The organism is Anaerosporobacter faecicola, assembly GCF_012070565.1.
Classification (GTDB): Bacteria; Bacillota; Clostridia; order Lachnospirales; family Lachnospiraceae; genus Anaerosporobacter; species Anaerosporobacter faecicola.
In genome coordinates this window covers 106664-123591 of sequence record NZ_JAAQRO010000001.1, presented here as the reverse complement: position 1 = coordinate 123591, position 16928 = coordinate 106664, and the positions used below count along the sequence as shown (strand labels likewise).

12 protein-coding genes are annotated in these 16928 nt (G+C 37.0%); all 12 read right to left on the bottom strand.

Annotation, left to right across the window (positions count from 1 at the left end):
• Positions 1-3 precede the first annotated feature (3 nt).
• Positions 4-666 carry a signal peptidase I gene (locus tag HBB17_RS00455; RefSeq protein WP_167954748.1) on the bottom strand — a complete coding sequence of 221 codons (663 nt, stop codon included), beginning with the start codon at positions 664-666 and terminating at the stop codon, positions 4-6.
• A 9-nt stretch (positions 667-675) separates the two neighbouring features.
• Positions 676-1506: a hypothetical protein gene (locus tag HBB17_RS00450; protein WP_167954747.1), complete on the bottom strand. Its 831-nt coding sequence runs from the start codon at positions 1504-1506 to the stop codon at positions 676-678.
• A gap of 83 nt (positions 1507-1589) precedes the next feature.
• Complete coding sequence (locus tag HBB17_RS00445; RefSeq protein ID WP_167954746.1) at positions 1590-2489, bottom strand: hypothetical protein; 900 nt, start codon at positions 2487-2489, stop codon at positions 1590-1592.
• A 521-nt stretch (positions 2490-3010) separates the two neighbouring features.
• The gene (locus HBB17_RS00440; protein ID WP_167954745.1) at positions 3011-4324 is read right to left on the bottom strand and encodes a D-alanyl-D-alanine carboxypeptidase family protein; all 1314 of its coding nucleotides are present in this window, start codon (positions 4322-4324) and stop codon (positions 3011-3013) included.
• 186 nt (positions 4325-4510) lie between these two features.
• Entirely contained in the window at positions 4511-4975 is a 465-nt protein-coding gene (locus HBB17_RS00435; protein WP_167954744.1) for a TspO/MBR family protein, read from the bottom strand.
• Positions 4976-5403: 428 nt separating this feature from the next.
• Positions 5404-7050, bottom strand: coding sequence for an AAA family ATPase (locus HBB17_RS00430; protein ID WP_167954743.1), 1647 nt, complete (start codon positions 7048-7050; stop codon positions 5404-5406).
• Between the two features lie 88 nt (positions 7051-7138).
• Complete coding sequence (locus tag HBB17_RS00425) at positions 7139-11575, bottom strand: DUF5057 domain-containing protein (protein ID WP_167954742.1); 4437 nt, start codon at positions 11573-11575, stop codon at positions 7139-7141.
• A 20-nt stretch (positions 11576-11595) separates the two neighbouring features.
• Entirely contained in the window at positions 11596-12171 is a 576-nt protein-coding gene (locus HBB17_RS00420) for a PilW family protein (RefSeq protein WP_238483640.1), read from the bottom strand.
• Positions 12172-12191: 20 nt separating this feature from the next.
• Positions 12192-12752: a prepilin-type N-terminal cleavage/methylation domain-containing protein gene (locus HBB17_RS00415; protein ID WP_167954739.1), complete on the bottom strand. Its 561-nt coding sequence runs from the start codon at positions 12750-12752 to the stop codon at positions 12192-12194.
• Positions 12753-12763: 11 nt separating this feature from the next.
• Positions 12764-14935: a bactofilin family protein gene (locus HBB17_RS00410; protein WP_167954738.1), complete on the bottom strand. Its 2172-nt coding sequence runs from the start codon at positions 14933-14935 to the stop codon at positions 12764-12766.
• A 2-nt stretch (positions 14936-14937) separates the two neighbouring features.
• Positions 14938-16158 (bottom strand): type IV pilus modification PilV family protein, encoded by a 1221-nt coding sequence (locus HBB17_RS00405; protein ID WP_167954736.1) that lies wholly within the window; start codon positions 16156-16158, stop codon positions 14938-14940.
• Positions 16159-16174: 16 nt separating this feature from the next.
• The gene (locus tag HBB17_RS00400) at positions 16175-16924 is read right to left on the bottom strand and encodes a hypothetical protein (RefSeq protein ID WP_167954734.1); all 750 of its coding nucleotides are present in this window, start codon (positions 16922-16924) and stop codon (positions 16175-16177) included.
• Between the last annotated feature and the right edge of the window lie 4 nt (positions 16925-16928).

Below are 16928 nucleotides of genomic sequence, written 5' to 3'. Positions count from 1 at the left end.
TCTCTAATCTCTTTTTTGTTTGTCCATGTGCCTTTTTTCCATATGTCTCATCTGTAACTTCAGATCACGAATCTCTTGGTCATACTCCGCTTTCATATTCTGTACCGCTATATCTTTTCTTAATATGGCATACTGGACAATGGTATAGAGCAATTGTACTAAAAATGCTACTGCCAATGGGAAAAGGATACACACAAAGAATCCAAATCTTGTTTGCATAAAACTGATTACTTGTCCTAATAACGGAATATGAAATGCATAAATTCCAATAATCTCTGATTCTTGTACAAGTCTTTCGTCCGCAGCAAGATTGTTCACACCTTTTGTTTCAATCATACGTTGTCCTGTCTCTGATTCTTGAAATGCGATGATGGTGTGTGTATTCACTACTCGTTTTCCATTAATGATCGTATAATATGTAATGATGTCTCCTATCTGAAGAGAATGTCCTTGTGTATAACTTTTTGATAAAATTAAGTCTCCCTTGCCAAAGACACCTTTCATGGAATTGGATTGAATTGCAATTGGTATATAATCACCCAATTTAGGAATTCCATTCTGTCTCTTTGAAGATATGGCAAAATAGCAACAGATAAAGGAAAGAATCATTAATAGTGTTATGATTATATTCTTTCCCATCCTTACTAATTTTTTATGTTTTTTCATCTTAGGCCCCTACTGTAAATCGGTTGACGTAAATTGTAGGGAAGTGGTCAAAACTTTTGAAGCAATCTCATTGACACAATCTTTGTCTGATCCTTCAATCCATATGTAAACTGTAACTTTTGTTGCCGTGTCCACAGGAATTTCAAATAAATCAGCGGACACATCTGAGGAATACGTAGCTCCACTTGTAGCTTTGAATTTCCCATTTGTTGATTGTTTAATCGTTGTTAAACTGCTAGCCATTGCATATTGATCTGTACTTGCACCTGTTGCACTACCATCTGCATTTGGTTCGAACACAACACAAGTTCCATTGTCTAACACAAATGCAATTCGAGCAGCATATGCTGCTTGTCCGGAATCTTTATTGGCTACCTTTGTTCCTGCTGCAAGTTGAACCTTAACACTGCTTCTAGAACCGCCTGTCGCTTTGAGATAAAAAGTTGAGCTGGCAATATAGCCTCCATCTGCCTGTGTTTTATTAGAAATTGTAGTTAAATCACTTACTTTACTATTTTCCACTCCTGTTACTTTCCCTGACGTTCCATACACTGGTTTATAAAAATCTTTCCCGTTTGGAGTGGTAATTGGACGAAGTACGGTGTTATTGCCAATGTCTGTGGATAAATTGACTGTATTACCAAAAGTCCCCGTATTTGTTTTACTGATTGTTAATCCTCCAAATGTTCCCGCTGTTAACGTAATGTCTTCAACTTTTGGCTGATTACTAATGGAAAACCACGCATAAGATGCTGTGGTCAATACAACTGCAGATACCGCTAGCATTGCTAATGAATATAACAATCTCGTCTTTACTGAAGACGTATTCTTATTCTTCATAAATTAACCTTCCTTCCTGACATGAGTCCCCTTATCTTATCATAATATTTTTTTCGTGACAGAACCGTGAATAATTCGTTTTATTATTTCTTTTCTTCTACCAATTTAAATTGCATTTTCATTGATATATGACCACCTAGTATGTCATCAACACATTCAGGATCTTCTCCCTCTAGCCAAACAACCACGGTGTATTTATCAATTTCACCAGGTTTCATGCCCTTTCTCGTTTCAAGACACACAACATTATCATTCGTAAAAGGTATTGTTCGAAATTCATATAATCCATCTACTCGTAATAAGCCAATCCGTTCCTTTTCTTCTTCTGTCAAATAGCCTGTTTCTTCTTCTGTTAAGGAAATAACCTGTTTTTCATCTTTTGCTGTTTTTGCAATTGCAAATGGTTCATAACTATATTGACATTCCGGATTCCCGTCCGCACCCTCCTTAGCATAAACCGTTTCTTTCCCATTCTGGAAAACCATGATCCAAGCAGCATTCTCTAATCCTAAAGAAGAAGAGGTTATATCTAACTCATATGTATAATCTGTATCCTTTTGTCCTGCATTCTGTATGTAATATGTATAGGCAATATAATTATCTCCATTATGTGAACCATCAATCTGATTGATATTCTCTGGTAGATCCAAGATATTAATGTTATTTGCCCCTTCTAATGCTTTGCTAAATAACTTTATCTTCGCGTTTTTAAAGGTTTTCTCTTCCGAAATAACAAATCCCGTATCGGCCATATCCTTATCTACGGTTACAACAAATTCTCCTGCTTTACTAAAGAAAACAGAAATTGCAAACAAAAGTGCAAGCATACCAAAACAAATACCGATTACTCGATAAGCCATGAATTTACGAAATATTTTTCTAAAAAATAAAGCAATGGAATCTCTGTAATAGGTTCGTCGATTCTTTTCTTTATATGTACGATCATCAAGTGACCTTTCCTTATTTTTTCGACGAAATTTCATAATTCACTCTCCTTCCATCGCATTTCTACAATCATTCTACAATAATTTTGTATTATATTCAAGTAGTGTTAAAAAATACCTTATATTTTAATTCAATTACTACTATTTTAGCATCTTTTACCATAATATATTATTGTTATAGAAATGCAATCCAACTTTTCTCCTACAACAACTGTATCCTTCAATACTATATTTCATCTTATTTAAAGCCTATCTAAACATTGCTTTTTGTTTTTCCCATATTTTCTAATTTCAGGCTGCCAATTGGTACATAATGTTCTCGTCGAATTGTGTCAAAATTTCGAATATAAGCATGGTACCAATTACGATAGGAATATATCAGTACGTCAGGTTCATTACCAGATTCCTTTCTCTTCCTTATATGCAAAAAAGACAATTAAAATCTGATAGAAGCCAAGTAACGAACACATTGTGTTCGCTCTTGTTACAACAGATATTAATTGTCTTTTCACTCTCTTTACCTATATTAGACTACTGGTCCGCTATAAAATCATGCTCATCTACTCTGCTACTCCTAACCACAATTCCAGTATTTGATTCCAAGTAAAGTTTAGATCAATTGCTTCCACTCCGTACGTTGTTCGAATAGGAAAAGATGCTAGGTATTCATCCTCAAGATAGTATTTTGCGACACCTACTTCTTGATTGGCCACGACAGGTGCCTTTACTTCTTTTTCAATTTCATAGATTACCTTTACTTCCTCACTTTTACTCTTTAGTAATTGTAATGTTCCTTCACAATACAAATCAACGTAGCTTTCTTTTCCCCTTTTTACATAAACAGGTTCATAGAGTTTTGTATCATCAAAGATTTCTTCCAATTGATAATTATTCATACCATAATCCATCAGACTTGTGGTATCCTTCCACTTATAATTCTTATTTGGTGGCCAACCACTTGCTAAAACCACCGAAACTAAAGTCTTCTCTCCCTTTTCTACCGCTCCGACGAAACAATATCCCGCTTTGTTCGTAAATCCTGTCTTTATTCCAATCGCTCCATCATAAATATATAGGAAACGGTCCTTATTGCTGACAGAATAGGACGTACCTTTTGTTAATTCTTTAAAAGTCCAGTTTGGGGTATTTACAATTTCTCGAAATTGCTGATTTTGAATGGCATAGCTTGCAATTTTCCCTAATTCTCTTGCTGTCGTATAGTGTTCTTCGGTCATTGAATCCAATCCATTTGGTGTCACAAAGTTTGTATGGGTACAGCCAAGTTCCTGCGCTTTCTTATTCATCATTTGCGCAAATCCTTCTACCGTCCCCCCAACATGTTCTGCTATTGCTACAGCTGTATCATTATGGGATTCTAACATCAAGGAATACAACAGATCCCCCAATTTATATTCATCACCTGTTTGCATATTCAATTGCACATCAGGCTGTTTTGCAGCATTTTTCGACACCTTTACAACATCATCCAAATTCGCATTCTCTAAGGTAACGATTAAAGTCATAATCTTCGTAGTACTTGCCATAGGCATCTCTTGATCTGCTTCTTTTCCATACAGAATACGCATATTGGATGCATCCATCAGACATGCTGCTCTTGCATTTAACTGCAAATTTCCATTTTCTTTCGTAATCGGTTTCGTTACAATCGTAACCTCTTCTACTCGACGCTCTCCAATGCAACTACTTTCATTACGAAGCGTTTCATTACAATTTTTGGAGTAATTTTGTGAAAGGATCGGAATTTTATATTGGGGCCATTCCTTGACCTGATCATGAACGAGAGGATAATACAACATAGCGATAACCGCCAATGCAATCGTACATATTAATATAGAAGCTATTTTTCTACGCAAAGCAAACTCCCGCATTGTTTCTTACTTAATTGTATCAATCGTATATATAAAATATGCTTCTTTTTTCTTCAAATATACGAAATTTGAAGATGGAAACGCAACTCTAACGCCTTACTAACCTGTCATTCTGCCAAAATGTGTACGATACACTTCCATTCCATTCAATTGTAATACAATCCAGTCATATTAATTCAGTAGTACCACTTGTAGGTTTAAGTAACCCGCATATGTAATCCAGATAAAATATGGTAATAAAATCCAGCCTGCCACCTTCGAAATTTGGGTAAACATTGTTATCATTGTAAAGACGACACCCCAAAATGCTACAATCACAAGAAATGCTGCCGCATAAGCCTGAAAAGTAAAGAAAACTACGGACCATACAAATACTAAGAGCAGATTAATACCATATAAGCGCAAAGCCTTTTCTCTTTCTTTGGAGTCTGAACAGTAGATCAGGTAGGAAGCAATCCCCATAAAAAGAAACAGAATTGGCCAAATAATAGGGAAAACATATCCTGGAACCGCTAAATCTGGTTTATTCAGATTCTGATAAATCTCCCTGCTATTACTGGTTACCAATCCTGTTACTGCTCCAACAATCTGTGGAATTGCCAAACTGATCAATAATGGTTTCCATCTTATCTTCATACTCTCTACTCCTAAAACTACGTTCTAGTAATATTGTATGATTCTTCATTTCTTCTCATTCATTTCTTATCAGCCATAACTTTTCATTCCGTTCATACCTCTTAAGGTTTGGGTGTCAAAAGCCCTTATTTACTTTGAGGTCCGTCAATTTGCACAATTTAAGTTTGTCTAACATGTAATACAGGACATAGTTCATTCGCAACACGCTCTCGCTTGGATGAAGTTCGTAGTGGTACATAAGGCTCTAAAGTACAGAGCCAAAGTACCAACGACTTCATACAGTTGCTCATCAAACTATGTCCTGTATTACATGAGATTAGCAAATGTTTGTGCAAATTAACGAAAGCAAGTTTTACTAAGGGCTTTTGACACCCGAACCCTCTTAACAAATCATAACTACTTATAATGTTCAACCGCTAAATCGTTTGTCAAATTGCCTCTACCACGTCTTCATATACAATCTGTGTCAAAAGCTCTAGCGTAGGTTTTTCATATGTGACAAGTCGATTTGCCTGACTTGTCAAGATCTTTTCGAATACGTTTCGAATTCCTCTTGCGTTACCAAATCGATTTCTTGCCGCTTTCGTCATTTTCGACAATTGTTTCTTAATATAGTGTTGTGCATCTTCTTCCAATTCCATGGATGATTTTTTTGCCATCCCATTAAGAATAGCAAGTAGTTCCTCCACCGAATAATCCTTGAATTCAATAAACTTGTTGAATCGGGAGATCAATCCTGTATTGGCTTTTAAGAATGTTTCCATCTCTTTCTTATATCCAGCTACAATAACAACCAGGTCATCTCGATGGTCTTCCATCAATTTAACTAATGTATCAATTGCTTCATTCCCAAAATCATTCCCACATGTGTTATTGGTCAACGAATATGCTTCATCAATAAAGAGAACGCCACCAAGTGCTTTCTCAACTACTTCTGTTACTTTAATGGCAGTTTGTCCAACATAGCCTGCAACTAATCCCGCACGGTCTGTTTCTATAAGATTTCCCTTGGATAACAACCCAAGTTCCTTGTAGATTTCCGCTATAATACGGGCTACCGTGGTCTTACCCGTTCCTGGATTTCCGGTGAATACCATATGATAGGACATATCCATGACAGGCATCTGAAAGCGCTCACGCATCTTTCGAACTTTGATTAGATTAATCAAGGAATTCACTTCCTCTTTTACACTCTCAAGTCCAACTAAATCTCTTAATTCCTCCAAAAGTTCCTCTAAGCGTTCCTTCTTCTTTGCTTCCTTTTGCTCATCTATTGCTTGCTGAATGGATTCTTCCGTTTTCTTCTCTTCAGCATTTCCTGTGAATTCCTCATTTTCTTCAATTGTTTCGATCTGTTGTTTCGATTCTTGCTCGTACTCTTTTATATCTTGCTGATTGTTTTCTTCTATGGATTGTTCCTTATCTTTTTCACTTACATTTGCATACAAACCATTTACAATGGTCTCCTGATGGGATGTTTTCATACTTTCTATATGCACACCAGTACGAAACATCTCACTACATATCTTACGAAATACATACTTTTCATCTAGTACATAATCATGATTTAGCCGATTACTGATGAATACATGGATCTTATTATAATATTCTTGTATAAACTTTATGACATACTGGTCCTTCGAGCTATTCAGATATGCCATAGCTAATACAATATTGATCATTGTTTCAAAAAATGTTTCAGCACTTCTAGTTCCTTTTTCCTGATCACGCAGATCACATAATTGCAACAAAATAGGTGGTGACGCAAGCATTCGTTCTACTTGCGCCACCACGGTATCATCAATACATCTCTCTGGGTCTAACTCAAAATGGTTCTTTTCTACCGTAGAAAGTATAAATTCAATATCTTCTCTCATAAAGTGTTTGCTGAACACCGCATACTGGATCAATACTGCTTGCACATAAATGTCTAAAACATCATACACGGATTGCTTTAGTACTTCTTCTGGCTTTTCCCAGTATCCTTCAGTCAACAAATCTTTACAATGTTTTTGTAATGTTTTAAAATTCTCTCTTGCGATCTCAAACAAGGATCGATTTGAATAGGCCTGCATTCTGCCACTTCCTTCTTACTGTATGTAGATGGCTTGTTACCATGAATCATCCTTATTCTACTACATCTTGTCAGAACTAACAATAGTCTTAATTCAAATCAAACAGATTTCTACGCAATAAGGTCACTGTCTTCCTTGCTTTTATTTTGGTATTGTCTGCCATGATCATAAGATTTATCGATTCTTTTCCATCTAATTTTTCTCTTGGATACAAGATATAATACTCATATAGTTCCCCCTGGGTATTCTTACTATACGTGTAGACTTTGGAATCCAGTATTACCTGATTATACTCATCATAGATTGCCAGATTCATTACTTCACCATTCTCATCATAGATCGTTATCTTCGCAGAATCTGAGATGATGCTGTCGTCTTTCACGGTAAATGCGACTTTCACTTCATCGCTTTCATTAGATGGAAGCATGTTATCTCGTACATCCAAATCAACATACACAAAGCTTTTTCCATCCTGACCCTCTACACCATTGGTTACGGTAATCTCTGGTTCTGCTAAGGAAGCACGATAAGCTGCAACCATTGTATTGATAAAAAGTTTTACTTCATTCTCTTTATTTCCAAAATACTCATGCCCAGCTCCTGTATACGTTATATTTCCTTTATTATATATATAGTAATTATTCCTTACGTCATTTGGTGATGAACTGTACAGTTTGTTTTCCATCTGATTCGATAGGCAATACCACACCACGATTTCTGGATCTTCCAAATCTAGTTCATAATATTGTGCATGGGTTTGAGCAATTTGCATCTTTCCTGAAGTTGGAATCTTATATGGATATTCTGTAATCTGCCCTTTATTCTCATTGGTCACATAATAGGTTTCAAAGGAGTCTGTGCTAGGGAAATCCAAATACCTCGAATCACTCAATAAAAAGGTGCGAAAAGGTCCAAGTTGATTCGTAGGAATGGACGAATATCGATCCCCTGCCACTACACCAAAGTTAATCATTGCTCCATAGGAATATCCTTGGATTTCCTTATAGATGGAACCTTTTGGACTGTATGCTATATCTTTACCCTCCGTATTATTCCCTTGGCTCTCCTGTCCCTTAGTCGCTACACCAAAGCGATTCATTCCAATACGATCTCGTAAATACTGATTCATATTATATCCCCAGTTCATTACACCAGCGGTATGGGTATCCGAGTTACTTAACCGATTAACAACCGATGTTGTATCATGGGTAAATAAAACACTTTTTCCACTTTCAATAAATGCAAACACATTATCCAAAGCTCCATTGGCATTGGATATATCCGTATAACTATCCCCGAATCCAAAGATTAGCATATCATAATTAGCAAATCGATCAATGGAATTTGGATCATCCGCTACATAAGCATTGGACACACCATAGGCGGAACCTTTATACCAATTTTCAAATTGCTTCACATCGATCGTAGTAATATCTAACACAAAATCATTGAGATTACTGGCATATTTATGAAACAAAGTGTTTTTACTCGCTAATTCATTCTGTAGATTCATGGTTGAACCCGTCCAATTGTAACGAGAGTATTTGGTGGAGGTAACTTGAAGAATCCGTAGTAATTTTTTCTCTGTGCTGCTTCGTCTTATTCCATAATACCCAATCTGATTGGTACGAATGTACGGATTATCCGTTCGATAAACCAATAGTTTCCATGGAACGATTCCAACATAAGAATTCGGTAAGGTTTTCATAAGTTCTATCGAGCTTCCCGCTTTAATACCGGTTTTTGTCGCCAACAATTCATTTTCAGCATATTTTCCATCGGCATTCCCATCCACGTATAATTTCACGGTATACGTTAATTTCTCCATCTCTTCTGCTTTCAAATCTTGTATGGTGAACACATAACTTAATCGTTTTTCCGTCATTAGAACATCCGGATGATTTCCATCATACATCACTGGCATGGAATCAAATTCCAGCTGTGGTTTTTCAATGGCAAGATATTTCTTAAGCTGGCTACACGCTTTCGATTTTGTCTGTGCATTCTGCAAGCTATATAGATTGATCCGATTTTTCTGTTCCTTACAACTCTCTGAAAATGCGTAGATATTACTATAAGGATCGACCTGCTCTGCATTCCTTTCATACAGCTCTTTTTCCATAACGATTGGATACCCTGCTTTGATAAATTCCTCTAATTCCTTTTTCTTAATTGCCGTAATATCATTGCCACTATAACGATAGGTATTGACCCCTTGCACTAACCCTGACAAGGCATTTCCACCATAGATTCGATCTCCTACATGAAGATAGATCTTCCCATTGAGGTTGCTATCATTATATTTTGTTATACCCTTGGCGTTCCGATTAAGCATTCCGGTATTTAACCCCATATAGATCATGTCATATTCCTTATTTAAATCTTCAATCTTTCCATTGAATTCAGCTGTCGTCATCGGTACGATGGTAATGGTTCCTGTGAATCCTTTCACCATATTTCTCACATCCGTTTCCGTTAATGTGAAATCATTACAAGGCTCCAAATCCAGTATTACCAGTTTATTCTTCTCTAAACTAACCTTCTTATAATGTAGCAGATAGTAGAAAATATCCGCTGTTGAAAGCCTTACATTGGTAACTTCCTCTGGGCTCCCTTCTTTTTCGTTCTCTTCTTGATAGATGAATTCTTTTGTTTCATAAAACCATTCATCTGGTCCGTATTTATCCACTATAAAATTCGCGTCGATAATACAGTCTCCATGGAACGTAAATACGTTGCCTACCACGCTTTCATTTCCTACCATATAGGGATTCTCTATCCCCATACTTACATAATAGGCATATGGATCCTGAACCCCATTCGGCACTGTTGGTAAAAAAGTCTGGCTATGCCAGATATATCGAGCATTTTCTGATTTTTTTATATAGTCTCCCGTTGTGATTCCCTGAAAAGTTGCTTTCAGAATCTGATTCGTTTCAAAAAATTCCTCATAGAAGATTTGTGGATTCCACTGACGTAGCATGAGATACAGCTTCGCAATATTATTTCTAGTAGAATTGTTATATCCATTTAACTCTTGCTGGTTATTCTCATATACGAGACAGTTGATTACAAGAGGCAAATCCTGTTTAACTCCTACTCTTTGGAAAATTGCCATTGTCGCTTCCCAATTGAGGTCATTACCGATAAATGTAGGTAGTTTCCTTCCTTTTCGCAGTCCTGCCAGATTGGCAGGTAACCCATTCTCTGACAAATCACTGACAGTATAACGATTTTCATCGGTTATGCCAAGCAACTCCTTCTCTTTTCCAAAGAACTCCCAAAGTCCAACATAAGCCAAATTCTGCTGTGTCGGCGAAAGAAATACCATATCCGCTTTCTCTATTAGGGTAAGATCATCGTTCACTTTTTCTGGTGTGCAAGTGATTACCTCGATCTTGCATTCGTCCCATTCATCTACAGATAACCCCATTGCATATTGTTTAAACCATTCCGTGTTGATATATTCTACACCCGAACGATAATAGCATTTTTCATAGATTGGATAGGATATCTCTCCTTCACCCTTTTTAAAGAGATACTCTCCCATTCCTTCCCCTACGAATTCATAACGTTCTCTGCTCACCTTGTTATACTGACCATCTGCAATACCGTCTCGATCTATATCTAGGGCATTTTTGTAGACAATCTCCCCTGTGTAGGAACCTGTATGATTATTTACTATTTCGTAATTTTTCTCCATGTAATAGATTTTCTGATCTCTTTGTCCTGTATAGGGCATAAATAACACATCATAGGTACCTTTCCCTTTGCATAATACGAATTCATCCGCTAGTCGATCGTATTCATAATCTCCCTTTCCCTCTTCATTTTTGCTGGCATTGCATACCGTATATTTTTCCTGAGAGAAAGGTGTATACGATTCTTTCTTGGAATCGGGATAAAACCAAGCATTTACATTGTTCTCCTTTTGCCTAATTCCATTGATCTGCTTTGAGAAATTCAATTGATTGAGAGATGCGGTATATGCACCTTGCTTTTTCTCATCAACAACATATTCTACAACTGTCTTAAAGCTATATTCTCCAGTATTTGGTGTTACTTGATGAAAGGTCCCTTTTTCCTGTTTGGCTACATATACTTTCTTCCAATCTGCATACATTTCTTGTTCTTCTTTTGTCAATGTCGCTTTTTCTATGTAAGTATCCCTTACTAAAAGCATTTTTCCCAAGAAACTTGTAAATCCATCATATTCTCTTGTTTTTAGTTTTGTCAGATCAATAGGCTCACAGCCCCCTACCATATATCCAATCTCACCCATACCCTCATAGGGAACAATCTCTAATATGGTAAAACAGTCTGCATCTTTCTCCTTTGTATCACTAGGAACCTTTGCATCATATGTTCCTGCACTCCCTTTATTGCTATCCTGTCTGTATTTTGCTGCCATTACCATATGGACCCCCGAATATATACTGCTGCTTATCATAAACACAACCAGGATCATGAGCAGGAGATTCCTACATATTTTTTTATCAATTTTTCTATTATTCTTCCTCTCCATTGTCAGCCTCCTACTATCCATCAAATCTGTTTGTTTCTTAATTTCATTTGCTTCATTATCTCGTAGGAATCATCTCGAATGGTAAATTGCATTGTTACGGTTAGGATTTGCTTTACTGCCAGTTCAGAATCATCAATAACGCAATCTGTTACATATTGTGCTAGCAGATTGGCTTCTTCCGTAACCTCTCCACAAAGTGCATTGAAGTCACTTTCTGTCCCACCAAATGTATATTCTTCTGCTTTTTTAAGCAAATATATCTTTTGCTTTTCTTTTCTATATAAAATAATGTAATTTTTCTTTGTATTGCTCTCATCCATAGCATGCCCAAAAATCACTGCCATTTCTGTGTCCAAGCCTCGATTCAGATGACACACTTTAAGGTCATTCATTGGCAAGATTAAATCATATAGTTGATTCAACGTCGTTTGTGCTTCTTGTTGAAGATCTACTTCTCTACTGTTCTCCTTATATAGATTGGTACTTGTCATAAGAAAAACACAGACTGCAAATAGAATAAATGACAGTATAAGAACGGCAGCCAGCACTTCTACCAAACTAAAACCTTTTTCTTTTTCTGCTTCCTCTTTCTTCATCACCTGTATTTTCCCGCCTCCTAACTGTTCACCTGTTTTGCATAGTGTTTTCCAGTTTCCTTTACCAGATAGATTCGGTAGATTGCATCTCCATTTACTATATCAATGGAATCATAGAATTTACCTGCTACCGAAAGAAAGGCACCTGAACTTTTTTGAAAAGATAATACAATCTGTTTAGCCTGCTCATAACTTACTTCTACAATAGTAGCACCATCTTTTCCTCGAATACGAAGACTGGAGTTTCCAATCTGATCTCCATCTTCTGCTACACATATTGCATCTTCTTGTTCACTCAATGCCACATAATAATTCAAATCTGCTGCCTGGTATACAATCAGATAGTTCTGTTCCTTACTGCTCATGACTGACAAACGCAACTGGTTTAATCTCTTTTCAATCTTTTGGCTGCATTTTTCCACATTTGCAAACTGCGTTGTTGTAATATGGAATATCGTTACGGATACAAGAAGCCCAAGAATCATGATCGTCACAAGGATTTCAACCAAACTAAAGCCGTGATTGTTACTCCCTGTCTGTTTTCCTATGAAATTCCTATTCTCTCTCCTCTTTTTCTCCATAGCAGCCTCCATTAATTCTTGTGCCAATTCTGATACGATATCAGATTAGACAAATCTAGTATTTGCGATTGTCCTCCCAAAATTGAACCACCGCTAATTACGTTCTCCTTCACGTCATAAAAATACTGGTTAATTTCATCCTCTCCACGATTCCATATGGCGTTCACAATAGTGGCATCTGCATAAACACTTGCATTCGATGCAATCGTGATGGTTCCCCCAGCAATGATTAATCCAGTAAAATTCGCATTCACCCGCACATCTCCTGTAGCTACTAGCAATCCATTCATGGGTGTTTGTACGACATATTCCATTCCTGCCTCTTCTCCCTCTGTGAGACTCGCATATTTTCCCTGTCCATTATATAGAATGTGAATATCGTACGTATCATTTGCATTGGATTGATAGGCAAACCTACCGATCACACCACTGGTCACTTCCTTAATCTTATCCATATTTACAAAACTTTTTGCCAAGGAATCCACATCTAAATAAGAACATTCTTCCTCATCTATTGATAATCTTCTTGTCATCCAATAATACTCTTTCTTCTTTTTTTCTTCGATTTCCCCAAAATAAGCGGAGGTTCTCGTTGCTTCTAATAATTCTAGACTTGCATCCTCTTCTTGTAACCGTGTTGCGATTCCTGCACTTTGGGTTACTCCATAGAGAAAATCCATGCGTCTCACAGGAAATGCCAGTTTCAACTGATCAATCTGGTCTGGATTCTGTTTGCTATATTCTGCAAGATACTTTTGTGCTTTCTTCCCATCCGTAAACTCTAAATAATAATAGACAACATTCACTCCTCCTGGCATTCGATAGAAGATCGTTCGGTATCCCTGCTGTCCATCTTCTGTCATATCAACATACTCATCAAGTGCTAGTGTTGTTTCCTTTTCTAAATCAACCGATACACCTTGGCTATACTCCTCCCATAAGACAGGATTATGTCCAACACTGATACAAGTACTCGGCACCAAATAGGCAATCTGATTTCCCTTCATCGAAATGGAGTCACCTGTCATGATATAGGAATCCTTTTCAAACAAACCAAAGGAATCATATGTAGGAATTTGTATGGCTGCATTTCCTGCAACTACCAATGAAGATACTTGCTCTAGATTTAGTACGGAATTCTTACCATTTACTATAATCGCACTACCACTCTTTCCTTCGGTAAGTTGGTTTCTCTGGTATCCCATGTATGTTCCATTGATGGTTACCTGACTCCGATTTCCATCTAAAACCAAGTCATTCCTAATAATACAATTGCCGTGAATGTCCATAATTGTATCCTGCGTTGCTTCCACTCCATTGCTTAACTCGCATCGTAAATTATTTGCCCAGATCCGGTTTGTTGCATTCCCACTAATATATAACCTAGCCTTATCTTTTACACAAAGATCCCCTCTCGTAACAATCTCCTGTGCTGCCATAGATACCAGTGTACCTGGATTAGCCATAATGATTCCATGTTCCCCTGCATATATATTTCCAACAATATTCGACATTGTCGTTCCATATGAATCTGCAATCTGCAATTGCTGATCTGCAACCAATGCATAACTAGCAACCGCGAATGTTTCTTTTGACGGATCCGATTGATCAAATAAGACAGTGGTCGGATAGTCAATTTTTATATCCGTCTGTATTATCGTCTCATAATCCTTCTCTTGATAACGTACATAGACATTTGATATCAATGCCTCTGTCTGCGTTAAGAGTAAGCTCGGCTGTACTGCTCCTGTCTCGTTGATACACACTCCAACCTTCGTGGCATCTGAGTATTTAGGAGTTTTTCTTACATAACCATCTAATATATTTCGCAGTTTTTCACTTGTTAATGTCGGATTTGCTATGTCTGCTAACTGAATATACAGATTTTCTCGTAAATACTCTTTGAATTTCGCTTCCCGTTGTGAAGGGTGTATCTTACTATAATTCTCTAAAACTTGCGTATAGGCTTCCTTAATCTCAGTCGTAACTAGCTCTTCTAATCCAGTTTTTATCTCGTCCAAAGCAGTTTCTGCTGAGTAAAAGTTTTTCTTTGCTTTCTGATCTACTTGTTTCATATCAAGATTCACCATACTCATGGATAGAACCACCATACTTAATGTTGTGATCAAGAGCAGTGCAAGCAGAATCAAAACCAATGCAGAACCTTTCTCTTTTTCTTTCATCCTTACTCCTCCTTTGACGACAACAACTCTACACATTTTTTGCCACCACGTAGTACAGCAGATGATTCGTAGATTTCAATCTTTGCTTCAAACAATCGATTCATTGCTGTATCTTTTTCTACCAATTCTGAGGATACCGTTTTACTTCCTTCTTGAAACACAATCGTGCGATTCGATATGATTTTCCATGTATTCGCCGTATCTGTACATTTAACAGAGATCGTCCCTGCATCTTGGCCAATTAGATAAAGAGCTGTGTCATTTGTCGTATTGTTCTGCAGTACAATTGACTCTGACAAGGTATCTCCTTTCTCATAAAATACATAGATTTTTTCCAAAGGGTTTGTTCCATCGGTTGTTTCAAATGATTTTGATAAAATCTGGTATTCCGAAGACAACCCCATGGTATCACCTGTGACTTCATAAATACCTGGAATGGAATATACCACTTTACCAACCAGTGAAACTACCGTATTGTTTCTGCTTCCATCTGGATAGCAGCCATTTTCTGCAACAACTATGATTTCTTTCTTCATAAACTGTTTAATCTGTTCATAGGAATATGGATATTTTGTTGGTAACGGTACTTCTGGATCCTGCATACTAAGATAATCCAGATAAGACATATGCATCATATAAAAATACGAAGCGATCGTCTGGTCCATTGAAGACGTCACGTCTTTTGCATAAATTGTATTTCCCTCTCCATCAATATAAGAATTCCAACTACTAGATGCCCCAGGCTGATCCACAACAGCCACTTTACTTCCCGTTAGGTTTGTGATCCTTGGATATTGGTATGTATTTTGCACAGCTGCTCCAACGGATCGATATAAGGTCGTATCCAGTGTGATAAAAGCATCATACCATTTCGTTCCTTCTTTGATCTTATGAATACAATAAGAATACGTACCTGCACTAGGGTCTTCCTGTAAAGCTGTTATATAGCTATCATCCATGTCGTAGGGTTCAGTCAGCTGTAATCCTACATAATCTTCTGTTTGAAGAAGACCTCGAAAAGAAGTAAAAGATTGCCCCTTTATGGTTTCCATAAGATTCTGTGCCAAAGTTGTGGCTCGCTGCAGGTTTCTTGCCTTTTCATTCGTTCTGCCCGCAACTAAAAAACCATTAAGCAAAGGCATGGATATAATGGCAAGTATGGCGATACAAACAAGCAGTTCAACGAATGTAAAGCCCTCATTGACATCGTTCTCTCTGCACATAGATCTCCCTCCACATTTATTGAATGGTATCAAATATATTATCCGTTTCTTCTGCTACAACTCCTGTTATTGGTTCAACATATTCATACGTGCCATCCAGTAATGTATAGATCTTAATTGACAATTCTCCCATAAGTTTTCCTGTCCCTGCATCAAAAACAACGGAAAGGCAATCAATTGTTCGCATAGATGGGTACTTATTAATATATGCAATCATCGCTTTTAATTCCTCATATTTGCATTTAATTTTAATATCAACAACATATTCATATCCACTTTCTATAAATGCATTTCCATCTGTGCTTATACTTTGTACTGTATTCTCTTTCTGTATCTCATCGAATTCATTTTCCTCTTCTTGGTTTACCGTTTGTGTACCAGATGTCTGAACAGATAAATTCGTAATCATTGTTTTCTCATACAAGGTAATCTCGTTGATCTGAATGTTTGTTTTTTCTTCCATCCCTCTTAAGAACATAATGATATCTTCTGGTGTTTCCTGGTTTAGGAACATGCCTCGAATTTTCTTCATGCTCTCTTCACATTCTGTAATCCCATCGGTATAAACCTTTTTATTGATATTCATCAATTCTAATGCTTCTACTTCTTCCTCAAGACGGTTACTCTCCTTATTATTCTTCTCTGCCCGTTCCATAAACTCCAAATAACCGAATTGATACGCAAAAAACAGAAAAAGTAGTGCAAGTAAAATGACCATTAATTTCTTTTCCTTTACGGATAATTCTATTTGCATCTTTTTATTCATTGTC